Source organism: Bacteroidales bacterium (assembly GCA_016709865.1).
Taxonomy (GTDB): Bacteria; Bacteroidota; Bacteroidia; order Bacteroidales; family VadinHA17; genus LD21.
On the sequence record JADJLX010000005.1, the window covers coordinates 41043 to 66209 of the forward strand.

The following is a 25167-nucleotide window of genomic DNA, read 5'->3' on the forward strand; positions in this document are numbered from 1 at the left end:
CTGGTAGGGGAGCAGGATTTGTCATGGTAAACAAATTTGTCAATGAATTCGGTCTCTCAGCGTTAAAGAAATTGTCCATTTTATGATGAAATTTTGCTTCGAAACCGTTATGTTTAGGCCTAGATTAAAACTCACTTCTTCAGCAGGATTTGTCAAGGTATATTTGTGAATCATTTTGTAATTGTGTGACGAATTGGATCTTTAATAATCAAATGATATTTTACATCTTCGGAGGTGTCTGGTTTAATAATTAATATTTTCCCTCTTGTATCAGGTTTTCTAACAAATGGATAACAATAGAATCTTGAAGCCCCAGAAAATTCTTCTACAACAACAATATCTGAGTATAATGGGACTTTCTTATCTTTAAATAATGAGCTGTTTGGATATAACCCAAACCTATCTAAATCTCTTAATATTGGATTATCAATTTTTTTGGGTGAATGGAGATCAGGTTTTCCCAATAGAGGACTTACTGGATCTGTAATAGGGAAAAATTGTTTTTTAATATCACTGTCGATATAATTATGTTTGTCTTTTTGTCCAAATAAGGATCCAGTGATAAAAATGAAAGAAAACATCAGAATAATAGTTGCTTTCATGTCTATTTGAGTTTAGGTAATCAAAGAGTTAAAAGAAGTTTTTTAGAATAATTCCATAAGTTCGTTGAATACTAAGATATTACCGCAAAAATTGTACCGGTTTTAATTTTTATCTACAAATGTCATTGGCATTCTTGTTTAAGAGGTGGAAGCTTTCATGTCGGGATAATGTTGTCAAGATGTGGTAGTCTAGGTAATGGAGCAGGATTTGTCTTGATAAACAAATTTGTCAAGGTATACGGTCTCTCAGCGATTAAAAAAATTGTCCATTTTATGATGAAATTTTACTTCGAAACCGTTATGCTTAGGCCTTTTTGGTCATGACGAAACTGTCCCGTAACGGTCTGAGGCTTAAGCATAACGGCTCGGTGGTATGGGTAGTTGCCGTCTGTGTCGGGGTTGGCATGTGTTTTTGCACAGTCCCGGTAGATGAGCAGGATTTGGATGTCACGATAAAGTGGTCCAGATGAGTGTGTCCCGATAAGTGAGCAGGGTTTGTCACGGTATGATAGATTATCACGATGGTGATGCAAAACCATGACAACGGCGCGAAGGCCAGCAGCCCCATTAGCTTTGTCACGGTAGCAGGATTTGTCACGGTCTACAAGACTTGATAAGTGGGTGAAAATTACGCTCATAGACTTTGAGGTGATTACGGATTAGTCCGGGTTGCTGAAGGCAATTACCTATACCATCCGGGTTATGTTTAGGCGGGGAATTAAAACTGTCCCGATATGAGGACTAATCGTATTAGTCATTGTCATGATGTAATTATTTTAATTAGCCCTTAATCAGTATACCCAGACAGCTGTCCGGGTATATTAAATGTCCTTAAAATTTAAGATTTAGCTTTTCTTAAGCTATTGTTTAGTAATTATTTAAGCATGAACTTAATTTCGAGAGCAAATTCCATATCCTTATCCTTCCACTCAGGTATTTTAGCGTCTGAAAGGGTATTAGCGACCCGAAGACATTCAGTTTTTAATATTGGGTGTTCATTCGTACTAGCTTTTGTAGTTTTTGCTGCACTTGTTCCACCAGATGGTTTATAACCGACAATTACGATTTCTGGCAACAGGGGAACATTGACAGCTTTTTTGTCAGTATAAGCTTTGCATTCTTTTATTACTCCACCCTTATTCATTTTTACAACAACAAATACTTTTCCTGTGTCGGAAGAGTTTCTCGCCTCCTGAGGGTAGCCGGTATTGATCCCGATAAATTTCAAAATCTCTGTTTCAGAAGTCTTAGAGAATAGTGGTTTTTGGTTACCAGTGTTTGTTATAGTGTTCTCGGGTTTGAACGAAAACATAACTAATAGGATTGCTACTACCGGAAAAATTATTAAACTTTTCAGAGTAGCATAATTGCGTGTTGGCTTTTTGTTGATCATGACAATTCGGTTTTTAATTAAACTTGAGAAATTATGCGCTAATGGGACATTCATTAGGCTCGTTGGGATGTTTAGAAGTTTATACTGATATTCTTTTATATTACAAGAACTTTTTAATGAAAAATTGTCTGCTAAGTACTCATGGTTTAGTACGATCGACCTTTTTATAAGCCACATGAATGGATTGAACCATAAAAAGGCAATTAGTAATTCAGAAAATACCAAATCAAAAGTATGTCCTTGCTTGATATGTGCAGTTTCATGTTCAAGAATCTCCAAATAGTCACTGCTTTTGTAGGTTTTCTTTGGAATAACTACATAAGGAAAGAAAGAAAAGGTGGATGCTCCATTTCGGACAAAACAACTTTAGGGAACATAGTGTTTTGTATAGTTCCCTTTCGAATTATTCTAAGTGTTTGTGCAATGCTGGATATTATTCGAAATAGGAAAAGGCCTGTAACTAAAAAATAGATCCAAATCAATATGCTATTTAAATCGAATGAGGTAATTTTTTCTGAAACAATTGCTTCGAGACTAGTCCCAGTTAATATGATGCTTTTTATTGAGTTTGTGTTTTCAATTGGAGACTCAGTGGCAAATAGGTTAAAAACATTCAGTAAGGGTATAAAAATGGAAAGCAGCAGAAGTCCAATCAGGAAAATCCTGTTGCGAAGATAAAATGTATCCTTACTGAAAAAAAGTATATAACATAGGTATAACAGCATAGTCACAACTGATACCTTAAGCAGGTATAAGAGTAAATTATCCATTTTTCTTCCCTTTCTCAATAACCTCTATTAATTTTTTTAAGTCATCTGTACTTAGCTTATTTTCATCCACAAAAAATGAAACAACATTTTTGTAGGATGATCCAAAGTAATCGCTTACGACCTCTTTCATATAAGTTTTCCTATATTCTTCCTTCTTAACTAGTGGGAAGTACTCATGGTTTTTGCCATAAGCTTTATGACCAATGAAGCCTTTCTCCTCAAGTATTCGGATAACTGACGAAAGTGTCGTGTATAAGGGTTTCGGTTCTGGACAAAGATCAATCAGATCTTTAATGAATCCTTTTTTAGCTTTCCAAAGGATCTTCATAGCCTCTTCTTCTTTTGTTGTGAGTTTATTCATAGCAGTAACTGTTTTTACAAAGATATAACGGATATATCAGTAATGCAACTAAAATAACAAATAAATAACGGATAAATACGTTATTGATAAATATTGTTGTAAATTAGATGTGCTAATGTCATCTATTTCAGAGCAGTAGGTCAATAAATATTTTTAGCAATATTTCATAATAATTTTTAAGGCCATTTACTTTTGTTAGAGCGTCTAGGAAAATTTGTCCGATAAAATAGTCCCGATAGATGGGCAGGATTTCAGTATCATGATAAAGTTGTCCAGATAATTGAGTCCCGATTAGCGGGCAGGATTTGTCACGATTTAAGTAAATTCTAATCGGTTATGTTTAGGCGGATTTGTCACGACGGGTAAAGACCTGATCTGTAGACGAATTAGTCCCGGTTCGCGCAGCGCCGCTTAAACATAACGGCCCGCTGGTATGGGCAGTAAGCGTTGGTGGCGCAGCCCGCCGAGGTGTCATGCTATACTTTAGCCGATAATCTGTCCCGGCGGCAAGCCACCATGGCGCAATTTTTGCCAGTCCCGGCGAATGATAATTTGTCCCTGCTTTACGGATTTGTCCAGAGCCGGAAAAGAATTGGCAGATAAGTGAGAAGTTAATCGTCATGGCGAAATTGTCACGGTGGCGAGCAAAAATTGTGACAAGCTTATTGCCTATACCAGCGTTGTTAGCATTTGTGCATATTTTAAAACTGTCCCGATGCGAAGAATTTGTCACGATATCTGAAATTTGTCACGGTTTTCCAGTCCCGGCAAAGATGCAGGATTTTGTCACGGTGCTGTTATTTTGTTAACAGATGATCCAGTCTGGTTAGAAGTTATAATTCACTCTTTAGCATTTGTGCAAAATTTTAGAGTTTTTTTCTAAAGTCTTTTGGAACCCAACATCTCATATACATAGATTCAATTTTGCCAGAGGGAAATATGATTGTGTCAAGAGTATGGCCTCCATCAAAACATTCATCTGTGCCGAATTTTTCGGGATTTTGATTCCATTTTTCAACATGTCTAATTTGATTTCTAAGTTCAAGAATATCGTAATATAAATATCCATCATTATCCTCTAAATACTTTGATAAGACAGTATGATTTTCTTTATACTTTTTATCAGGGATTTTTAATTTATAAGTTATTAATGAGGAATCTATAAACATTGCAACATAATCAGCAGGACATCCAAAACAAATATAATCATAGTTTTCTTGAAGATAGATTGTATCTCTTTTGTTCGCTGTCAGTATAGAGTCTAAATCAAATAGATATAATGATCGATATTTGAATTGTTTATTTAATTCATCTGCCACACCTTTCGCTGTCCTAAAAGGAGACTCAATCAAGGCTGCTTTTTGGCTACTATCGATTGATAAATTTAGAGAGCGGTTAACTGCACATGATGTTAATAGAACAATTAGGAGAATTGATCCTACTGGTTTAATAGATTGAATATTTTGCATGGTACAGTTCATTTAAATATATTCTAAGTGAAAGTCGGTTTAAATCATGGTATTGAAGATAAATGTATGAATTTTCCGTTAGCATTTGTGCGATCTGTCATGGAAGAAAAAACTGTCATGCTATTAATAATTTGTCCCGAAGCATTGGCCCCCGCATAAATGCTAACGGCCGGCTGGTGTAGGTAGTAAGCGTTGGTGGCGCTGTCCGCCGACACGGGTCCCGGTACTTTAGGTCGGATTTGTCCCGGCGGGCAAGCCACCATGGCGCAATTTTTGCAAATCCCGGCGTAAGATAAAACTGTCACGGTAAACGGATTTGTCCAGAGCCGGAAGTCACGAATTTGGCAGATTAGTGATAAGTTTTGTGTCATGATTAAACAGTCAAGGTGGCGAGCAAAAATTGTGACAAGCTTATTACCCACACCAGCCTTGTTAGCACAAGTAGTAATTTTAAAGGTGTCAAAACTATCATTGTAGTCTTTAATCCTGAAATATGTGGCGAAGCAGTCACCCCAGCAGGGTTTCGATAGGAGAGTGTCATACTTTAATTCAGGTTTTCAAAACTGAACTGATTAGCCCGGATACATAAAAAGGTCATGATATATTCTGATCCCGGCAAAAGAGGAGAAATTGTCACACTAGCAGTGTTTTGGTAAATGGTTTTATAGCGAATGTTTTATTTTTTACTGCGAGAATAAATCATTTAATTGAACTCTTGAAAAGGTCATGATATCATCTCCAGTTTTCACGACCTTTACAAAATTTCCCGATGTAGTATAGAGCAACTTTAATAAACTTGTTTCTTTCGAATCAATTGTTTGTCCATTTCCATCAATTCGGATTAAAATTGATTTTTGTATCGGATCGTTCGGATATCCAACTGTTTCCTTTATAATAAAATCATTTTCTGCAGCATATAAAAACTTTTCCAACCACTCATTTGATTCAGTACCAAATTTTTTTGTCCAAATAGTATCTCCAGCCATGTTGGTACGAATTAAAAAACAATTCATGTCCCAAGGTTCTATAAGGTCCCGAGTTCTGCCAATAATCAGAAATCCTTTATCTGACAACTGACGGACGTCATAACCTAAATCATTAAATGGTTGTTTATTATAACTGTTTTTTGACCATTGCAGTACTCCATTGTCATTGAATTTTTGTAATAAAACCTGTTTACCGCTCCAAGTACCTGTAATTGCGAATCCATTTTTATTCATAGGTGAAACAGATGCCCCAGAAAAAACATAATTCTGATCACTGTTTTCCCATTCCTTCGAAAAATCTGAGTTTAGTTTAATTAATTTGCTACCAAAAAGTAAGTATCCATCATCATTAGTTCTGATAACGCTGAGAAGCGAAGTATGCTCTAATTCAGTCTTAGTTTTTTCATTGCCAAATTTATCAAGTGTGACTATTAACACGGAATGCCACATTACATCGCCACCTTCTGATACTGAGCAGAAGCATACAAGATTTCCATTCTCTTTTTTGAAATATATCTACAACCTCAACTGAATAGAAAGCTCCTCCCCAACCTCCCTCAGATAATAATTCGCCCCATTCATAATTATCTTTTTGCCATATCGGATCAAAATTCACGTCCAATTTTGATATTGTTATTCTTGAATCCTTTATTCCAGAAACTATGAATCCATTATTAATCTCTTTTATGTTAAGTAGAGTATTTAATTGAACTTCGGCAGTTGCTGTTAGATCAATTTTAGTACAACTTGACAAGAATAATGTGGCTAGGAATAAAAATTGAAAGGAATAGAGAAATTTCATTTTCATAGAATTATTAATTTTCACTAGCAAAAATCGTTCCAATTGGTTAATAATCAAAGTATCTGCTTTAATCACATTGGTTATTACCGGTTTTTAGTTAGCACAAGTAGTTTTAGCAGGAATTGTCCCGAATTGGCCGGCGGATAAAATTCTCCAGGTTGACGAAATATGCTTTTCAGACGTATTTGTCAAGGTAGCAGTAGCGGGGCGATATTCAGTCCAGATGACACGAAATATGAATGTCAAGATAAGCCCAATAGACGGCGGCGCGAGGCCAATAACACCGAAGACTATTTGTGCTAACGGCCAGCGGGTTAGGATTAGTTGCCGTCTGTGTCGGGGTTGGCATGTGTTTTTGCACAGTCCCGATAAGTGGCGATAAGTTGGCTGTCATGATAAAATTGTCACGATGGCTGTGTCCCGATAAACGGCGAGAATTGCTCCCGGTGCAGAAGTTGGCAGATGGCGATGCAAAAACCATGACAACAGCGCGTCGGCCGACAGCCCCATAGACTTTGTCACGGCAGCAGGATTGCTCCCGGTACAAAAGTTTAATAAGTGGGTGTAATTTATGGTGATAGACGTTGGGATTATGAAGGATTTGTCCGGGCTGGCGAAGGCAATTAAGCCTACCCGCTTGTTAGCACATGTATTAAATTTGAAACTGTCTACTGCCTAAAAATTATCTAGTTATTTGAAATCATATTTTATGGCGCTGATTACGTAGGTGTCTCGGCTGCCTCAGACAATTAAGCCTACCATACTTGTTAGCTTGCGTATTAATTTTAATTTTCAAATATCTGGGATAGAAATTTGTCAAGAGTCGCTTCACTTTCTTTTGAGTGTCCTACGTGTCGATAAATAATCTTTCCAGTTTTATCAATGATCAGCGTAAAAGGAATTGCTGGCACTGAAAAATTGTCTGATATATCCTTATTATATATCTCCCCATTTCGAAACATAGTTGTTGCATTATACCAGTTATCAATTTTTCTTGATTTATCGCTTCTATCCAGGTTTCTTTATTTTTATCTAACCAAGCAATAGCAATAATCTCAAGTCCCTGTGGATGATATTGGCTATAAATTTCTCTCAAATGAGGAAAACTTTCACGACATGGCACACACCAGCTAGCCCAAAAATCAATCAATACAACATTTTTGTCACGAAATTGGGAAAAAGTAATTGTCTGATTATTTATGTCTTTTATATTTATGTCAGGAACTTTTGCACCAATTTGAACATTTTCTTTTTTTCTGATTTCGTCAAGAATATTTTTGCCATTACTACTTTCCTTGAGTGTAATGTCTAATCCATTAAAGATTGATTTTGTAGAGTCAAGTGACACAACCTCGTTACTTCCTAACATCTCTAATTGAGCTACAGAAAGAAACGATTTTGGATTATCAATTACGAATTTAATCTTTATGGAATCTAATTTCTTTTTGTTTTGTGTCCATTGCATATTTATTTCTTCTGCCTTCTTCTCAAACAGCATTTTTGAGGAATCTTCCAATGTTTTTTTAATGCTCTCACTGATTTTATTCTTCTGATCTCTAAGCATCGCAAACCTCTCATGAATTGGTTTTTCCATTTTGGATAATAAAACAGCATCATCTTGTGTCTTTGAACCAGTCATTATACATTCTTCAAAATTGCCTTTTGATACAGAAATCTTCATTTTATTCGGTTCAATATATATAAAGACTCTATCAGAATCGTTTCTCCCACTCATCACAGCAGAAATTGGCTCAACAATCTTTCCGGTAAAAATAAATCTACCATTTTTAATTCTGGTGGTATCATAAATTCTGGCATTATCTGACCAATATGTTAAAACTATTGAGCCTGTATCCTGACCGCTAATTTGCCCCTGAAGGGTAAATTTTTGGAATTCTTTGTCTGAGTGAGAAGTACAGGAACTGATCAAGATGAGAATACCCAAGATAGTGGAATGAGACAATTTCATAGACATTTTAATTAAATGGTGATACAATAATGATGTAAGCTATATAAATTTTTTGATTTTTCGATGATTTAATACTGTAAGCTGATATTGTTTCGGACTCTGAATCTGTCAAGGTTTTTGCAGTCCCGTTAAGATGGCGGGAAATGTCACATTATACTGAAATTTTTAAAAAGATGTTAGCACATGTATTTTTAGTCGCGCGATGGGAGAGTCCCGGTAGAATGCAGTATTGTTAATTAAATAACAGAGCTCTCTTGTGACGGAGCGAGGGCCTGCTGTCCGTCGTGCGAGGGCAGGTCCCGATAAAGTGCTGAATTTCTATTGTCATGATAAAACTTTATAAATACGGCGCGAGGGGTAAGTCACACGTTACCAAATATATGTGCTAACGGCTCGGCGGTTGCGGTAGTAAACGTTGGTGGCGCCGTCCGCCGTTAAGGGTCCTGGTACTTTAGGCAGGATTAGTCCCGGCGTACAAGCCACCATGGCGCAATTTTTGCCAGTCCCGGCGAACGATAAAGTTGTCACGGTAGCAGGATTTGTCCAGAGCCGGAAAAACGGATTTGGCCGATGATTGAATAGTTAAGTGTCATGATAAAATTGTCAAGGTGGCGCGCAAAAATTGTGACAAGTTTATTACCCCAACCGTCCGGGTTAGGCGCCGGAGTAGAATTAAAACTGTCACGATGAAACGAATTTGTCACGGTGTGTAAAAGTTGATTTTTATTGCTAATCAAGCCTGTTGATCTTATTGAACTGTTAGATAAAAACTTGGGCTTTGCCTATCATGTCTAACCCATTTTGCTTCGGTTCCCCATTTTGTGTATATACTACCATGTTTTAATTTTTTTATTAAAAAGTATATTTGCTGAGTATACTTTTTGTCCGTTCATTTTTATAAGGTTATTTTTATTTACCCCGATAACTTTTATCCATTCCAGAGATAAAACAATATCCCCTTCAAATACTAAGTTGTATTTACTCAAATCAACCTCAACCCAACCAGACTCTTTAGTGAGAGTAATTAAGATATTTGCCTTAAGCAGTTCACTCCCTGGGAGGCTATCTATAATGTTACGTATGTGTAATCGGAATAGAGAGGAGTCGAATGATTGTTTAAAGAGATGCATGTTCAAACTCTTTAATCTTACCACTTTATCTCCTAATTCAAGCAAAGTGCCAATCTCATAGCCCTTACTAAAGTCAGTTCCTCCCCATCCACATAATCCACCTTTGAATGTATAATTCGTTGAACCAACTTTCTTTAACTTTCCTAAAGGGTTGACTATAACCTCCGGCAATTTGTAAATCTCATTTTCGAGCTGTACAGTATTGTCCTTATTTGAGAGTTCCTCAATTGTAAAAGTTTTGGATTGAAATCCGATCATTGAAAACCTGACGAGTGAATTAATCGGAAGCCCATGGACTTCTAACTTGAAATTACCTTCTTCATTTGTAATTGTACCGTAAGAGGTCTCAATAACTCCAATACTTGCATAAATCAACGGTTCATTTTTTGAAGCACTTAGGACTTTTCCGGTAATTGCCTGTCCATAAAATTGAAGATTAAGAAATAGGAGACCAACGATGGTAATGGTTTTTATATTATTTATCATGTATTTGAAGAATTTTGAATCAAGATACAATTTTTTGTTTTCAATGTCAGGCACCTGAGGAGATTAAAACTGTCACGATGAAATAAATTTGTCAAGGGTGAATCACACGAATCGATATAAAGTAGTGAAAACTAAAAAATTGTCAAGGTTACGAATTTGTCAAATGGAAACGGAACAAGGATTTTCTGTTAGGCGCCGGAGTTTTTAAATCCCGGCAGATGAGCAGGATTTGTCACGGTACCGATAAACTGTCCCAAGGTCAAAGTCCCGATAAGTGGGTGAGAGTTGTCCGTCAAGGTAAAATTGGATAAGAAGTGAAGAAACTATATAGAACATACGAAATATTATTATCAAGGTAAATTCTCAAACGAAGACTGCATGGGGCGGAACGCAAACTCTGACGCCTAACGGCTCGGTGGTTAGGATTAGTTGCCGTCTGTGTCGGGGCTGGCGAGTTTTTTGCAGGTCCCGATAGATGGAACGGAGTTGTCACGTCAAGGTAGATTTAAATAGTGTAGCTGCAAAAAACTTGACAGCTTGTGCGTCAGCCGGCAGGCCCATAGACCTTGTCACGGTAGCAGGAGTGGTCAAGGTATGGAAAGTATAATAAGTGGCTTTAAACATGCTATTAATGACTTTGGGGCTGATTACGGAGTTGTCCGGCCTGCCGAAGGCAATTAAGCCTACCATCCGTGTTAGGCGCCGGAGTAGAATTAAAACTGTCAAGATGTAAGAAATTGGTCTTGTTATGTAAACTTTGTTTGAATTAATGTAAATAAAAATTGTCTATATGTAAATTAAGTATTACATTTGTATAAACTAAATTCTTAAAACAATGAAACCAAAAAGTTATTTACTACCTCACAATTTTCAGAAAATAGGATGGGGAATATTCATTATTTCATTAATTCTTATGCTTGCTTTTTACGCGTTTGCCACTCTTAAGTTATTCAATAAGGATAATAACTACCTCCCAGGAATTAGCTTATATATTCTTATTATGTTCTCTATGTATTTTATAGCGTTTTCAAAAGATAGAATTGAAGACGAACTAATTCAAAGTGTCAGATACTCATCTATTGTGTTTACAGTTTTAACAGGATTTATATCTCATACTATAATTCTAATAATAGTCGCATTTAAGACGGCGATTAGTTTTCTTCCATATACTTCAACTATTTTTGCGATTATAAATCCAGTTACCTTGTTTATCCTTTATGTTCTCATTTTCAGAGCAAGATTATTTATGTTTAAGAGAGGGTTGAAAAATGCAGAATAATATAAGAGTAGAAAGGGCTATTGTGAAAATCTCACAACAGCTGTTAGCAGATGCAATTGGGGTAAGTAGGCAGACTATTAATGCCATTGAATCTCAGAAGTATGTACCTTCAACTGTCTTGTCTTTGAAAATTGCAAGATTCTTCAAGAAACCAGTTGAAGAAATATTTAAACTTGAAGAATCCGATTAAAACCCTCTTGTAAAGCATTTTGTGGAAAGGTTTTTAAGAATAATTGTCAAGGTTACGAATTTGTCAAATGAAAACGGAACACGGTTTTTCTGTTAGGCGCCGGAGTTTCTAAATCCCGGCAGATGAGCAGGATTTTTCACGATATGGTAAACTGTCCCAATGTCCTAGTCCCGATAAGTGAGTGAAAGTTGTCCGTCAAGATAAAAATGGATAAGAAATGCAGGAATTATATAGAACACACGAAATATTATTGTCAAGATAAAATTCTCAAACGAAGACGGCATGGGGTGGAACGCAACTCTGACGCCTAACGGCCGGCTGGTGTAGGTAGTAAGCGTTGGTGGCGCCGTCCGCCGATACGAGTCCCGGTACTTTAGGCAGGATTTGTCCCGGCGGGCAAGCCACCATGGCGCAATTTTTGCAAGTCCCGGCGAACGATAAAGTTGTCTCGGTTGCAGGATTTGTCCAGAGCCGGAAGTCAAAATTTGGCAGATGAGTGAAAAATTAAATGTCAAGATAAAATTGTCAAGGTGGCGAGCAAAAATTGTGACAAGCTTATTACCCACACCAGCCTTGTTAGCTGCTGGGCTATTTTAATTCTGTCACGGTTGTAGAAATTGTCATGGTAAATCAGCATTTTTAAGTCCCGGCAAATGGCACAAATTTGTCATGATGTACTAATGTCTACCTGGTGAAAAGTCCTTTAGTTATCTTGTTATAATACTCATTTTGTTTTTAATAGAACACTGAGTATTTGGATTTATGAGGGCTGGTATATGTAATAAGCGTATTAGGATTGTTTTAAAAATTGTCATGGTTTGGAAAGCTTATTACATGTACCAGTGAGTTAGCTGCTGGGCAAATTTTGTTTAAATCCTGATGGGACAACATTTTCTACTTTAGCCGCCTGTCTCGCCGAGTGGCAGGGAAGGGCTGGAAGGCTCTTTACGCAAAGGAATATTTAATTAAATGAAGCTGATTATTATGTTTGCGTAATGTGCCTGACAGCGAAGGGACGGTTATTGTAATGTATCGAGTTATGAAGATTGCAAAATTTATTTTTATTTTAGTTTAAAATCATATGGAAGGAGATCTCCGATTCGTTGTTGTGCCATTTGACCTGATAACATTATTCCCGAGCCATCGAAATAGCCATTAGAGTCAAAAAAGATATAGTCTTTTAATGGTTGTATGCAGCTTGAAGGAGATTTAGAGAGGTAATAGATATAAAGATCACTTTTGCTTGAAAGATATTTCTTAAAACCAGCTCTTACACTCACTATATCTTCATAATTAATAATTTCTTCCACTGAATTTTTAATATCGAAGCCATTAGAATGTAAAGAATTTGTCCATAATGAAGAGAAAAAATGACTCCTGGATCCAAGGTATGTTTTCTTCCTTCTTTTTTCAAAGAAGTTTTTGCTGGTTAACAATGTAGACATGTCTTCGCTGAAGAATGCATTACCTTCATATAGAAATGATTTGCATTTCCAGCAGTATTCAAAGTTATCCAGATAGTAGGTGATTTTATAACCGAGAGCATTATTGACAATCAGAATCGGATTTAAGGCATAAGCTTTTAAAGTATCACCGGAGTTTTTAAATGTAATATCGCCTTCGTTCGTAATAACACAGTTCTTCCCATTATAACCTGATCCAAGAAACTGGTTTCTGAATAGCATTAGATTTGCTTTTCTATCTTTCGATGTCGATTTAGCTGCTACTACGACTTCATTAAGTTCAAACGTCTTGGGTGATAAAAAAATCTCTATCGGTTTTTCTACTGAAAAATCAGTAAGTGTAAGAGTAAAATAACCTAATGCACTTACTGTAATTGGAAGCGAACTATATTTTGAGATATCCAGTTCAAAATATCCATTCTGGTCTGAATGGGTTCCTGCAGATGTTCCATTTATATAGATTGATGCAAAACTTATAATTTGATTATCAGACTTGTCGAGTAAAGTCCCTTTAATAATTTGAGATTGGCCCGCCTGAAAAAAAATGACTAATAAAAGGAATAAAATTATTTTTTTCATTGCGACAGATTCTGTCTGTTTGGTTTATCTGACTTCGTATTCAGCTTTTCCCGTTACAGGAATGCCACTATCTGTAATACCCTCTGCAATAATTCTGATTAATGATGAATTATCTCCGTTGTAATAATTCAGAATTACTTCACTTGTACCCTCCAGTTTTATATTAGGTTTCCAGTAAATAGTTGACCTCAGATCAGGATTAATGTCAGAGTTTGAATCCTGTAAATGTTGTGGCGAATAGAAAATCCGTGGTTCATTATACCCTGAAAACCTTATATTTGTTGAGTATTCCACTGGTGCTTTAATTTCTGAATCTTCACCTGTTCTGGTAATTAAATTTATAACTCCGGATGATGCCCTCATACCAAAAACAGAGGTTGCTCCAACGGATTTTAATACATCAATCCTTTCAATGTAATTGACCGGGATATAGTTTATTTCTTCATATGGTACCGGGTTACCATCAACAAGTATGAGAGGTAGAATACCAGATGTACCATCCGGATTAATTGTATCTTTTTGAAAACTAAATGCTCCCCTGATTCTGATTATGCCTCCTTTTAAAACTTCTACTCCTGGAAATCTACCGCTAATAAGCTCCGGCAGGCTGTTATAACTTTTCATTTGTTCGGTAATGATTAGTTCACCTTCGGGGGTACCATATTTTGAACGGCTCTTCTCTACTTTTTCAGTTTGTGGGTCTTTATGACGTTCAGAAATAATATTTACCTCTCCAATCCTTATCGTATCTGAAAGTTTGTATTTTTTCAATATTTCCTCATTAATTGTATAGTAGGATTTTAATTTAGAATTCTTGTTTTCAGTTAAAATAAAAACAGGAGTCAGACTATCTGATACTTTTGCCGGATTATATTTTAGCGAATCCAAAATCAACAAACCCTTCATTCGGTCTTTTTGATCAATCCCACTTACAATTAATCTTGCTTCGCCGGTTATGTCAACGCCTGATAAATTGAATCTGCCAGTTGAGTCGACTGGTATAGTTGTAAAAAATGAATTTGTATTACCGAAAATTCCCACACTTACTCTTGAACCCTCAATTGGTTTGTTTTTATAGAAATTTCTCAATCTCCCGGATATCATAAATCCATTCTCGGTAGGATAATTAACGGTATCATACTTCCAGGAAAAGTCACGCCAGCCCTGAGTAAGTAGCAAAAGATCCAAATTTTTTAATCTGTCTGCATTTGTCGGATCGAAGTAATTTGATGGATCTTCAACATTTCCTCGTATATCTGATTCCAGCAGAAACCATGAGGAAATATTCCTTGGGTACTGAGAAGTATTATTTGTGAAGGTTTCATCAATAGCAGCCAGAGAGACATTCCCCGTTCTTTCAACCGTTGAATCACCTGATAAAGATATTTTCAGATTAACTTTTTCTCTCTTTTTATAAAAGTTTTTGTCAGTTTCAATTAGCATTTTTAAAGGGGCCTCTTTTTCTATATAAATAAGTCTTTCTGAAAGAGGAAGATCTTCCCGGGTAGTAAGGGTCAACATTAAAATTCCTTCGGGAAGATAACCAGCCGGAACCACAAAATTGGTTATAGGAGATTTAATTCTAAAGGGAATTGTATTAATAACTTCCTTTCGTATTGAAATACTAAGTAATATGTCATGTTCTGAAATGAGTGCCAGAGTCTCAGAGTTTGTCTTAGTTGTAATCAATATTTCGTTATCTTGATTTATAGCGGCGCTAAAAGTTACACCTTTTGGAAAGCTTGTTGGTAATTCAGTCCTGATATCAATACTATCACCTCCCCTGATTATAGAATAGTATTTCAAACCTGAAGATGGCCTAAGGAAAAATTTGCCCATTCCAAGGTGAGTGGATTTAAATGTAGTGATCAAGTCCCCATTTGACGAATAAATTTTACCTGATACATCGCAACTCACGCCAAGATTATTAACAGCCTTAAAAGCTACTATTGATGACACATTGTTCACAAGGGAACCTCCCTCTGGAAAAAAGTTTATTATGATCTTATTTTCTACATATTTTACTTTATCTGAGATTTCATCTTGACCATTATCATTCGCGTTAACAATGGTGATTTCTTTGCAGAAGAATAACTGATCACTGAAATTCCTCATATAATTAGTGTAAGCCCGTAGCCTGTATCTTCCGGACATGATGTCTGCAGGAATCTTGAAGTCACCATTACCTAAACCTCCTTCGAGACGAATTATCCTGCTAGAGATAATTTTTGAGGATGGAGAAATAAGTTCGACATGCAGGTTGTTGCTGTGATCTGTGAGTAAGTGGTCCAGAGCATCAATTAGATAAGCTTTGAACCATATATCATCACCAGCAAGGTAATTCTCACGATCTATATGAAGATAGACTTTCTCAATTAGAATTACTGAGTCCTCATCAGAAGGATATTGAATGAATTTACCTCTCCCGAATGATAATTGATTGAATATTAGAATTAATACTCCAACAAGAATTTTGAATTTATTCATGTCTGAAGTTTATATTATCCTTAAAATTAATAAATATCATATAATAAAGAAAATATAAAATAGACTGGGCAATGATAAACTGTCTTAATTGGGTAAAGTCCCGATAGACAGGCAGGGTTTGTCATGGTATAATTAAGTTGGCCTGATGGCGGAGTCCGGGCGGGCAAAAAAGCATGTGTTTTGCAGCGAAGGGATGGTTGCAGGGACGGGCTGCAAAACTCTTGCGCGCGCGTCGGAAATCCCGGTGCAGTGAGGATTTGGGGCACTTTGCCTTGCAGCTAACGGCCCGGTGGTATGGGGAGTTGCCGTCTGTGTCGGGGTTGGCATGTGTTTTTGCACAATCCCGGTAGATGGGCAGGATTTGGCTGTCACGATAAAGTTGTCCAGATGACTGAGTCCTGATAAATGAGCAGGGTTTGTCACGGTATGATAAAATTGTCACGATGGCGATGCAAAAACCATGACAACGGCGCGAAGGCCAGCAGCCCTATTGACATTGTCACGGCAGCAGGATTAGTCACGGTACCGAAATTTTGATAATTGGGTGAAAACCATGAATATAGACTTTGGGGTGATTACGGATTGGTCCGGGCTGCTGAAGGCAATTACCTATACCATCCGTGTTAGCATTTGTGCTTATTTTAAAACTGTCCCGATGCGAATAATTTGTCAAGATATCTGAAATTTGTCAAGGTTTTCAGTCCTGGCTAACAGGCAGGATTTGTCATGGTGCTGATATTGTGTAAACAGCTGGTGTTGTGCGGTTAAAAGTTATAACCAATTATCGCAGCTGTTGAATTCTCAACATAAACATAAAGGAGTAATCTGAACATATTTCTACCTGTTTTAAATTGTAATTTTCTAATGCTTAATTATTAATTGCTTATTCATAATTAACTTACCGCTTTTAACTTGGACAATGTAAGTCCCATCTTTAAGATAATGAACAGGAATATTAAACTTGGTGCCGTAATATTTTCTTTTACTTTGCAAAACTCCATATATATTGAAAATACTTATCTCATTAAATGTTTCAAAAGACTTTAGATTCAATGGCCCCAATGCATTAAGTTCAACTGTTATTTCAGTACTACCTGGATTAGGATTTATTGAAAAGTATCCCCCACTGCCTATCTCTATCCACGTATATGCCGTATTACTTGAACCACAGGAATTGGATGCATATACCCAAACTTGATGTCCGACACTTTCATAAAAAGTGATATTGGCCCCACTATAGTCTGGATATATTTCTGCCCAAGGACTAGCATTCCAGTAATATGTGGCTTGAGCTGGAGCATCCCAAGAATGGGGATATGCAGTGAAATAGTACATATTATATGGTTCCCCGGAATAAGGACCAGTAACATAATTCACAATAGGGGTGCCAATCCATATATAGCACCTGACTGCAGAGAAATTTCCGCAACCATAGTTTATAGTAGCATCAATATAAGAAAATCCTTGGCCAGAAAATGAGAAAACACATGGGTTTGAATTATCAGAAGAGTTTTGTTGAATATTCGGACCAGGAGTCCAATCAATTGTACTTCCAACTGGTAAATATATCGAATAAGAAGCAGTATTTGGAGAACAAATTAATGTAGGCCCCAATATCTTATACTCTGAACTACCAATTCCAACTGCATTCCAAGCATTTTTTACTTGAGCAACCTGAAAAGAATTCTGACCAAATAGATTTTCAGCTACATATATAGTATAGTTCTTAACATCTGTAAATGTTGAACTTGTTGTTAACCAATATTTTTCCATTATATAAACTATCTTAGCAGCATCTGTGATACCTATTGGTAAAACCCTATAGCATAGACCTCGAGAATTTGAACCGTACCTGCCTTGTGAAAGTAGAAAAAACCAATGTGACATAACTGTACTATTAACATGTACATAAAGATCATTTACTGAACCCGTATACCAATTGCCCACATTATATACATCCGGATATGATGCGGTTTGATACGGAGTATTGTGATAGTGAAATGGTGCAGCATCAGGATCAGCCATATTTCTATTTTCATTATCGAATTCCCAGTTATCTCCCATAATCCATGGATTATGATTTGGAAGAGAAGCATAGGTTTCAACGCAAGCTGCCCATATATCGCTAAGACCCTCCTCAATTGCCCCAGGCTCTCCTACATGATTATACCCTACTTCATCATCATAAATAGCATGTCCAAACTCATGAGCTGTAACATCTACATCTGTTATTGGACCAAAATTAGTGCCATCCCCGTCTCCCATATAAATATAGTGATCGGTCTGCTTCCAATATGCATTATTGTGATTAGTGCCATAATGAATGTATAAAGTTAATAAAGAGTGACTTCCATCCCAACCATCTCTGCCAAGGAATGGTTGAAGAAAATAGTCGTATGTTTTCCCTGCTGCGAAGTGAGCATTTAATGCAGCGTCATCCATCTGTGCATTATGAAATTCGGCAGATGACCAATTGTTATTATCGTCAGTGAATTCTTCATAATATTGAAAGTATACAGAAGTATTCAAATCCAATGTCTGAATATTCCTTGTTTCATCTAGTAATCTGTAGGATTGAGTTTCAAAATCAGTTGTAATACTTTGAGAGGCACAATATCTTGTATCAGCTGTACCAACAGCATCTATCATCAAAGGTCTTTTATCAAAGATCTGACCCGTACGAGCATCAACATAAATATAATTCTGGTCATATGGAATAAAAGAATAGATCTTAAATTTATAAGCAAGAACAACACTATCTGAATCCCAATCTGTCCAGATTATAAGTTCTCCCTTAGGATAATAGGATACTGTGGTATCATTATTTTGTTTTTTTAAAAGTTCTTCCATGTCTTTATTTTCCCACATATATGTTTTGGCACCTATTTGTTTTAAAGTAGAATTTAAGGCATCCACTTCACTGAAGACTGGATTTACATCTAAGTTTCTTACTTTCCTTAGATTTCCACTTATACTTGTTATTTCTCCTTGATAGGAATGGACGTTATATTGGGAGAATTCAACCAAAAGTCCCTGATAATAATGTTGAAATCTTTCATGAGTGAATCCCATTTCATCGGTGGAGAGTTTTACTGTTTTGAAGTTATCATATGTTGAAAGATCTAAGCATTCTTTAATCAATTTTATTCCGTCAGAGTGCTTATATTTTGCTACTTCAGTATTCATTACTATTAAGCTAGGAATACTGTCTTTAGCATATTCAGTTCTAGAAATCTTTGATTGAGAATTGACATTTATGAGGATGATAAATGCCAAAAAACCAGATGAAATGATTTTCTTTTTCATTTTACAAGTTTTTATTGTTTAGCACTTGGAGATGATTGTGAAAAAACAAGTTTTCTATTAGCGTAATAGAACTCATAAGTAAATCCTTCAGGCATTTTACAATTTCCACCACCAGAGCTTATACCACCTAGTTCACAAGTTTTTTTGCCCTCACAATCATAAAAGACAGACTGTGCATCTGGACCTGGGCAATCACTTATTATTACGTACTCTTTGCGTTCATAAATCAATGAATATACCTCAACACATAGCATCCTTTCTAAAGTTTCCTTTAGCCAAATGAGATCAGTTCCGGGATTTTCGATGCCACATAAACAGTCTTTATCTTTTCGGCAGGTTGTCTGAATCATAATCAGAATTATAAAAACGCTAATGATTGACTTATGTACTTTCATAATTGTTGCTTTTTGAGAATTTTCTTATTGCATAAAGGAAATTTCGTAATTTAGTATTAAGGTATTAGATTTCATATTTCATATTTCATATTATGAGTATTACTGGTTAATAGGAATTAACCGTGTTTTGTTACCTAGTTTTTGTGCTTTTTTGTTAATTTTTCATAATTTATATTGATTCTAAATAAAATACAAGGTATAAAGGGGCATTTTCTTGTTCTATTTTAATCTTAGCGAGTAAAACGCTTATATGTCACTTAAATTCATTTAGAATTGTTTTACTGAAAACGGAAATAAAAGCACTTTAAAGCAGAAAAATATTGTTAGCTTTTTTAACCTTATCTAGAAAATATCTCATATTCAGTAGTTAACAGCTAACTCGTTTTTAGAATTTGTCTCTAATCAAATTTACATAATATTTTGAACTCTTGTTGTAAACGAGATCACGCCTTTTCGGTTAGCATTTGTGTGATCTGTCAATGGTTACGTAACTGTCACACTATAAGTAAATTGTCACGATAGGAGCGGAACGCGCATAAATGCTAACGGCTCGGTGGTTAGGATTAGTTGCCGTCTGTGTCGGGGCTGGCGAGTTTTTTGCAGGTCCCGATAGATGGAACCAAGCTGTCATGTCAAGATAGATTTAAATAGTGTAGCTGCAAAAAACTTGACAGCTCGTGCGTCAGCCGGCAGGCCCATAGACCTTGTCACGGTAGCAGGAGTGGTCAAGGTACAGAAAGTATGATAAGTGGCTTTAAACATGCTCTTAATGACTTTGGGATTGATTACGGAATTGTCCGGCCTGCCGAAGGCAATTAAGCCTACCATCCGGGTTAGGCGCCGGAGTAGAATTAAAACTGTCCAGCGAGCAGGATGTTGCCTTTACATTAATTGTATTTGTGAAATTTTTCACAATCTCCTCTACCATAGAAACCAGGAAATATAAGTACACTCTGAGCATACAAAACATGTCGCAGTGCGATTTGCCCAATCCAGATTAAAAAAGGTAGCTACTGAAGTATTTAATTGCGCCCTTCTAATCCAATAAAGATTATTGCCGCAAATGGGGCATATCAATTCTTTTCCCTTTACTGCAATTGTCTCTGGTTCTGATTTTTTAAATAGTCCCATAATTATCAAATCTGATTAAGAATTTATTTAGATATGAATTTACATTTTTTTATTCAAATAAATTGTCACGGTAACGAATTTGTCAAACGAAGACGGAACACTATTTTTCTGTTAGGCGCCGGAGTTTCTAAAATCCCGGCAGATGAGCAGGATTTGTCACGATACGATAAACTGTCCCAATGTCCAAGTCCCGATAAGTGGGTGAGAGTTGTCCGTCAAGGTAAAATTGGATAAGAAGTGCAGGAACCATATAGATCACACGAAATATTATTGTCAATGTAAATTCTCAAACGAAGACGGCATTGGGCGAAACGCAAACTCTGACGCCTAACGGCTCGGTGGTATGGGTAGTTGCCGTCTGTGTCGGGGTTGGCATGTGTTTTTGCACAGTCCCGGTAGATGAGCAGGATTTGGATGTCACGATAAAGTGGTCCAGATGAGTGTGTCCCGATAAGTGAGCAGGGTTTGTCACGGTATGATAGATTATCACGATGGTGATGCAAAAACCATGACAACGGCGCGAAGGCCAGCAGCCCCATTAGCTTTGTCACGGTAGCAGGATTTGTCACGGTCTACAAGACTTGATAAGTGGGTGAAAATTACGCTCATAGACTTTGAGGTGATTACGGATTAGTCCGGGTTGCTGAAGGCAATTACCTATACCATCCGGGTTATGTTTAGGCGGGGAATTAAAACTGTCCCGATATGAGGACTAATCGTATTAGTCATTGTCATGATGTAATTATTTTAATTAGCCCTTAATCAGTATACCCAGACAGCTGTCCGGGTATATTAAATGTCCTTAAAATTTAAGATTTAGCTTTTCTTAAGCTATTGTTTAGTAATTATTTAAGCATGAACTTAATTTCGAGAGCAAATTCCATATCCTTATCCTTCCACTCAGGTATTTTAGCGTCTGAAAGGGTATTAGCGACCCGAAGACATTCAGTTTTTAATATTGGGTGTTCATTCGTACTAGCTTTTGTAGTTTTTGCTGCACTTGTTCCACCAGATGGTTTATAACCGACAATTACGATTTCTGGCAACAGGGGAACATTGACAGCTTTTTGTCAGTATAAGCTTTGCATTCTTTTATTACTCCACCCTTATTCATTTTTACAACAACAAATACTTTTCCTGTGTCGGAAGAGTTTCTCGCCTCCTGAGGGTAGCCGGTATTGATCCCGATAAATTTCAAAATCTCTGTTTCAGAAGTCTTAGAGAATAGTGGTTTTTGGTTACCAGTGTTTGTTATAGTGTTCTCGGGTTTGAACGAAAACATAACTAATAGGATTGCTACTACCGGAAAAATTATTAAACTTTTCAGAGTAGCATAATTGCGTGTTGGCTTTTGTTGATCATGACAATTCGGTTTTTAATTAAACTTGAGAAATTATGCGCTAATGGGACATTCATTAGGCTCGTTGGGATGTTTAGAAGTTTATACTGATATTCTTTTATATTACAAGAACTTTTTAATGAAAAATTGTCTGCTAAGTACTCATGGTTTAGTACGATCGACCTTTTTATAAGCCACATGAATGGATTGAACCATAAAAGGCAATTAGTAATTCAGAAAATACCAAATCAAAAGTATGTCCTTGCTTGATATGTGCAGTTTCATGTTCAAGAATCTCCAAATAGTCACTGCTTTTGTAGGTTTTCTTTGGAATAACTACATAAGGAAAGAAAGAAAAAGGTGGATGCTCCATTTCGGACAAAACAACTTTAGGGAACATAGTGTTTTGTATAGTTCCCTTTCGAATTATTCTAAGTGTTTGTGCAATGCTGGATATTATTCGAAATAGGAAAAGGCCTGTAACTAAAAAATAGATCCAAATCAATATGCTATTTAAATCGAATGAGGTAATTTTTTCTGAAACAATTGCTTCGAGACTAGTCCCAGTTAATATGATGCTTTTATTGAGTTTGTGTTTTCAATTGGAGACTCAGTGGCAAATAGGTTAAAAACATTCAGTAAGGGTATAAAAATGGAAAGCAGCAGAAGTCCAATCAGGAAAATCCTGTTGCGAAGATAAAATGTATCCTTACTGAAAAAAAGTATATAACATAGGTATAACAGCATAGTCACAACTGATACCTTAAGCAGGTATAAGAGTAAATTATCCATTTTTCTTCCCTTTCTCAATAACCTCTATTAATTTTTTTAAGTCATCTGTACTTAGCTTATTTTCATCCACAAAAAATGAAACAACATTTTTGTAGGATGATCCAAAGTAATCGCTTACGACCTCTTTCATATAAGTTTTCCTATATTCTTCCTTCTTAACTAGTGGGAAGTACTCATGGTTTTTGCCATAAGCTTTATGACCAATGAAGCCTTTCTCCTCAAGTATTCGGATAACTGACGAAAGTGTCGTGTATAAGGGTTTCGGTTCTGGACAAAGATCAATCAGATCTTTAATGAATCCTTTTTTAGCTTTCCAAAGGATCTTCATAGCCTCTTCTTCTTTTGTTGTGAGTTTATTCATAGCAGTAACTGTTTTTACAAAGATATAACGGATATATCAGTAATGCAACTAAAATAACAAATAAATAACGGATAAATACGTTATTGATAAATATTGTTGTAAATTAGATGTGCTAATGTCATCTATTTCAGAGCAGTAGGTCAATAAATATTTTTAGCAATATTTCATAATAATTTTTAAGGCCATTTACTTTTGTTAGAGCGTCTAGGAAAATTTGTCCGATAAAATAGTCCCGATAGATGGGCAGGATTTCAGTATCATGATAAAGTTGTCCAGATAATTGAGTCCCGATTAGCGGGCAGGATTTGTCACGATTTAAGTAAATTCTAATCGGTTATGTTTAGGCGGATTTGTCACGACGGGTAAAGACCTGATCTGTAGACGAATTAGTCCCGGTTCGCGCAGCGCCGCTTAAACATAACGGCTCGGCGGTTGCGGTAGTAAACGTTGGTGGCGCTGTCCGCCGTTACGCGTCCTGCTACTTTAGGTCGGATTAGTCCCGGCGGGCAAGCCACCATGGCGCAATTTTTGCCAGTCCCGGCGAAAAATAAAATTGTCTCGGTTGCAGGATTTGTCCAGAGCCGGAAGAAACGAATTTGGCAGATGAGTGAAAAGCTAAGTGTCACGATAAAATTGTCATGGTAGAAAGCAAAAATTGTGACAAGTTTATTACCCCAACCGACCGGGTTATAGTGCGTTTATGAATTAAAACTGTCCACCAGTGATGAAATTGTCACGGTAGCAGGATTGGTCTCGATTTCAGGATTAGTCACGGTAGCAGGATCAGTCACGATAGTGAAAATTTAATAAGTGAGTTTAAATATGCTCTTAAAGACTTAGGGGTCAATTACGGAGTTGTCCTGCCTGCAGAAGTCATTTGTGCCAACCTTCTATGTAAGGAGATCGCAGCAGATTGATTATCTTTTTGTAGAATGGGAACCCTAATTTTTTTGTAGCATTGTCCAATTAATCCATTTGATTGCTAGTTCTTTTGCATCAACATCCTTAGCTATTTCATCAGGGATTATTTTCTTACCATAAAGTGTTTTATTTCGGTCAGCATAAACAACAGTCATAAGTGCTATCATGGAACTATCGGATAGTATAAATGTTGAATTTCCGGTGGTAAGGCCACAGGTTGCATTCCCAAAAAAGCGAGTTTTTGGTAATCCAATAAACGCCACGGCAATTGCTTCCGCTGAACTCGCGGTTTTATTATTTATCAGAATTGCAATCTTCTTATTTTTGTTTTTCAATTGATATAAGGAATCCGTTTGTATTACTATTGTAGTATCCATAAAAGCTTTTCCATTAGAATATCCCCACTTTTCATAGTTATTTTTACAATTAACAAAATATCCAGCCGTGCCATCTCCTAGAATTGGTCCAACCCCAAGTAGCATTGGCCACATGTCACCACCACCATTATCCCTAAGGTCGATTATCCATCCGTTAATTTTGTGCTTATCAAGGTCTTTAATAAAATCTTGGATTCGACTAGCAAAAGCCTTGGAAAGCACCTTGCTGCCAACAAATCCAGGAATCTTTATGTATCCAATTTCGTTGTCATAATGTGATTCTATGGATTGGATTTTTCTCATTGCTGTGTCAGAATATTCCTTTTTCATAATATTAGATGGAACGAGAAAGCTATGGCCATCGTGTAAAAGTGATAATGCATACTTAATTGTATTATGGTAATCATCCATTGTTTTGTCATTTTTTCCGTACGTAAGGACTTTTGATCTATAATCACTCCAGTTTATTTGTTCTTTCTTCATTGAGTGTGTTTGAATTATGTCTAAAGCATCCACTATATATTTCTGTTGTGGATTACACGCAATCAGGTAGATAATGCAAATCACTAAGACTATCTT

The 25167-nt window shown here is 36.4% G+C and carries 18 protein-coding genes; 1 reads left to right on the top strand and 17 read right to left on the bottom strand.

Annotated elements, in window-relative coordinates; all coding sequences use genetic code 11:
* Nucleotides 1-170: 170 nt before the first annotated feature.
* From IPJ16_08885 to IPJ16_08920, 8 genes are all read right to left on the bottom strand, one after another.
* Nucleotides 171-602, bottom strand: coding sequence for a hypothetical protein (locus IPJ16_08885; protein MBK7627289.1), 432 nt, complete (start codon nucleotides 600-602; stop codon nucleotides 171-173).
* An 874-nt stretch (nucleotides 603-1476) separates the two neighbouring features.
* Complete coding sequence (locus IPJ16_08890; GenBank protein ID MBK7627290.1) at nucleotides 1477-2307, bottom strand: M56 family metallopeptidase; 831 nt, start codon at nucleotides 2305-2307, stop codon at nucleotides 1477-1479.
* A 450-nt stretch (nucleotides 2308-2757) separates the two neighbouring features.
* Entirely contained in the window at nucleotides 2758-3126 is a 369-nt protein-coding gene (locus IPJ16_08895) for a BlaI/MecI/CopY family transcriptional regulator (protein ID MBK7627291.1), read from the bottom strand.
* Nucleotides 3127-3992: 866 nt separating this feature from the next.
* Nucleotides 3993-4595, bottom strand: a complete 603-nt coding sequence (locus IPJ16_08900) for a hypothetical protein (protein MBK7627292.1) — start codon at nucleotides 4593-4595, stop codon at nucleotides 3993-3995.
* Between the two features lie 683 nt (nucleotides 4596-5278).
* Nucleotides 5279-6019, bottom strand: a complete 741-nt coding sequence (locus IPJ16_08905; protein ID MBK7627293.1) for a hypothetical protein — start codon at nucleotides 6017-6019, stop codon at nucleotides 5279-5281.
* The gene (locus IPJ16_08910; protein ID MBK7627294.1) at nucleotides 6000-6389 is read right to left on the bottom strand and encodes a hypothetical protein; all 390 of its coding nucleotides are present in this window, start codon (nucleotides 6387-6389) and stop codon (nucleotides 6000-6002) included. Before IPJ16_08910 ends, IPJ16_08905 begins: the two co-directional genes overlap by 20 nt.
* Before the next feature lie 880 nt (nucleotides 6390-7269).
* Nucleotides 7270-8352, bottom strand: coding sequence for an AhpC/TSA family protein (locus IPJ16_08915; GenBank protein MBK7627295.1), 1083 nt, complete (start codon nucleotides 8350-8352; stop codon nucleotides 7270-7272).
* A gap of 830 nt (nucleotides 8353-9182) precedes the next feature.
* Nucleotides 9183-10022 carry a carboxypeptidase-like regulatory domain-containing protein gene (locus IPJ16_08920; protein MBK7627296.1) on the bottom strand — a complete coding sequence of 280 codons (840 nt, stop codon included), beginning with the start codon at nucleotides 10020-10022 and terminating at the stop codon, nucleotides 9183-9185.
* 1214 nt (nucleotides 10023-11236) lie between these two features.
* Between IPJ16_08920 and IPJ16_08925 the strand changes: the two genes are divergently transcribed.
* Entirely contained in the window at nucleotides 11237-11437 is a 201-nt protein-coding gene (locus tag IPJ16_08925) for a helix-turn-helix transcriptional regulator (GenBank protein MBK7627297.1), read from the top strand.
* 1061 nt (nucleotides 11438-12498) lie between these two features.
* On the opposite strand, the gene IPJ16_08930 is transcribed toward IPJ16_08925, so the two are convergent.
* From IPJ16_08930 to IPJ16_08970, 9 genes are all read right to left on the bottom strand, one after another.
* Nucleotides 12499-13479, bottom strand: coding sequence for a carboxypeptidase-like regulatory domain-containing protein (locus IPJ16_08930; protein MBK7627298.1), 981 nt, complete (start codon nucleotides 13477-13479; stop codon nucleotides 12499-12501).
* Nucleotides 13480-13503: 24 nt separating this feature from the next.
* Nucleotides 13504-15966, bottom strand: a complete 2463-nt coding sequence (locus IPJ16_08935) for a TonB-dependent receptor plug domain-containing protein (GenBank protein ID MBK7627299.1) — start codon at nucleotides 15964-15966, stop codon at nucleotides 13504-13506.
* 861 nt (nucleotides 15967-16827) lie between these two features.
* Nucleotides 16828-19272, bottom strand: a complete 2445-nt coding sequence (locus tag IPJ16_08940) for a M4 family metallopeptidase (protein ID MBK7627300.1) — start codon at nucleotides 19270-19272, stop codon at nucleotides 16828-16830.
* Between the two features lie 11 nt (nucleotides 19273-19283).
* A complete protein-coding gene (locus IPJ16_08945) occupies nucleotides 19284-19667 on the bottom strand; it encodes a hypothetical protein (protein MBK7627301.1) in 384 nt (127 codons plus the stop codon).
* 1976 nt (nucleotides 19668-21643) lie between these two features.
* Nucleotides 21644-21844, bottom strand: coding sequence for a hypothetical protein (locus IPJ16_08950; protein MBK7627302.1), 201 nt, complete (start codon nucleotides 21842-21844; stop codon nucleotides 21644-21646).
* Nucleotides 21829-22080, bottom strand: a complete 252-nt coding sequence (locus tag IPJ16_08955; protein ID MBK7627303.1) for a hypothetical protein — start codon at nucleotides 22078-22080, stop codon at nucleotides 21829-21831. The genes IPJ16_08950 and IPJ16_08955 overlap by 16 nt, the downstream gene beginning before the upstream one ends.
* 41 nt (nucleotides 22081-22121) lie before the next feature.
* Entirely contained in the window at nucleotides 22122-22337 is a 216-nt protein-coding gene (locus tag IPJ16_08960; GenBank protein MBK7627304.1) for a hypothetical protein, read from the bottom strand.
* 584 nt (nucleotides 22338-22921) lie between these two features.
* Nucleotides 22922-23290 carry a BlaI/MecI/CopY family transcriptional regulator gene (locus IPJ16_08965; GenBank protein MBK7627305.1) on the bottom strand — a complete coding sequence of 123 codons (369 nt, stop codon included), beginning with the start codon at nucleotides 23288-23290 and terminating at the stop codon, nucleotides 22922-22924.
* A gap of 941 nt (nucleotides 23291-24231) precedes the next feature.
* Nucleotides 24232-25071, bottom strand: coding sequence for a S41 family peptidase (locus IPJ16_08970; protein MBK7627306.1), 840 nt, complete (start codon nucleotides 25069-25071; stop codon nucleotides 24232-24234).
* Between the last annotated feature and the right edge of the window lie 96 nt (nucleotides 25072-25167).

Excerpts from the sequence above, each read along its gene's own strand:
- IPJ16_08885 (MBK7627289.1), bottom strand. The coding sequence starts at position 602 with ATGAAAGCAACTATTATTCTGATGTTTTCTTTCATTTTTATCACTGGA.
- IPJ16_08895 (MBK7627291.1), bottom strand. The coding sequence starts at position 3,126 with ATGAATAAACTCACAACAAAAGAAGAAGAGGCTATGAAGATCCTTTGG.
- IPJ16_08900 (MBK7627292.1), bottom strand. The coding sequence starts at position 4,595 with ATGCAAAATATTCAATCTATTAAACCAGTAGGATCAATTCTCCTAATT.
- IPJ16_08910 (MBK7627294.1), bottom strand. The coding sequence starts at position 6,389 with ATGAAAATGAAATTTCTCTATTCCTTTCAATTTTTATTCCTAGCCACA.
- IPJ16_08915 (MBK7627295.1), bottom strand. The coding sequence starts at position 8,352 with ATGAAATTGTCTCATTCCACTATCTTGGGTATTCTCATCTTGATCAGT.
- IPJ16_08925 (MBK7627297.1), top strand. The coding sequence starts at position 11,237 with ATGCAGAATAATATAAGAGTAGAAAGGGCTATTGTGAAAATCTCACAA.
- IPJ16_08930 (MBK7627298.1), bottom strand. The coding sequence starts at position 13,479 with ATGAAAAAAATAATTTTATTCCTTTTATTAGTCATTTTTTTTCAGGCG.
- IPJ16_08935 (MBK7627299.1), bottom strand. The coding sequence starts at position 15,966 with ATGAATAAATTCAAAATTCTTGTTGGAGTATTAATTCTAATATTCAAT.
- IPJ16_08940 (MBK7627300.1), bottom strand. The coding sequence starts at position 19,272 with ATGAAAAAGAAAATCATTTCATCTGGTTTTTTGGCATTTATCATCCTC.
- IPJ16_08945 (MBK7627301.1), bottom strand. The coding sequence starts at position 19,667 with ATGAAAGTACATAAGTCAATCATTAGCGTTTTTATAATTCTGATTATG.
- IPJ16_08955 (MBK7627303.1), bottom strand. The coding sequence starts at position 22,080 with ATGTTTTCGTTCAAACCCGAGAACACTATAACAAACACTGGTAACCAA.
- IPJ16_08960 (MBK7627304.1), bottom strand. The coding sequence starts at position 22,337 with ATGTGGCTTATAAAAAGGTCGATCGTACTAAACCATGAGTACTTAGCA.
- IPJ16_08965 (MBK7627305.1), bottom strand. The coding sequence starts at position 23,290 with ATGAATAAACTCACAACAAAAGAAGAAGAGGCTATGAAGATCCTTTGG.
- IPJ16_08970 (MBK7627306.1), bottom strand. The coding sequence starts at position 25,071 with ATGAAGAAAGAACAAATAAACTGGAGTGATTATAGATCAAAAGTCCTT.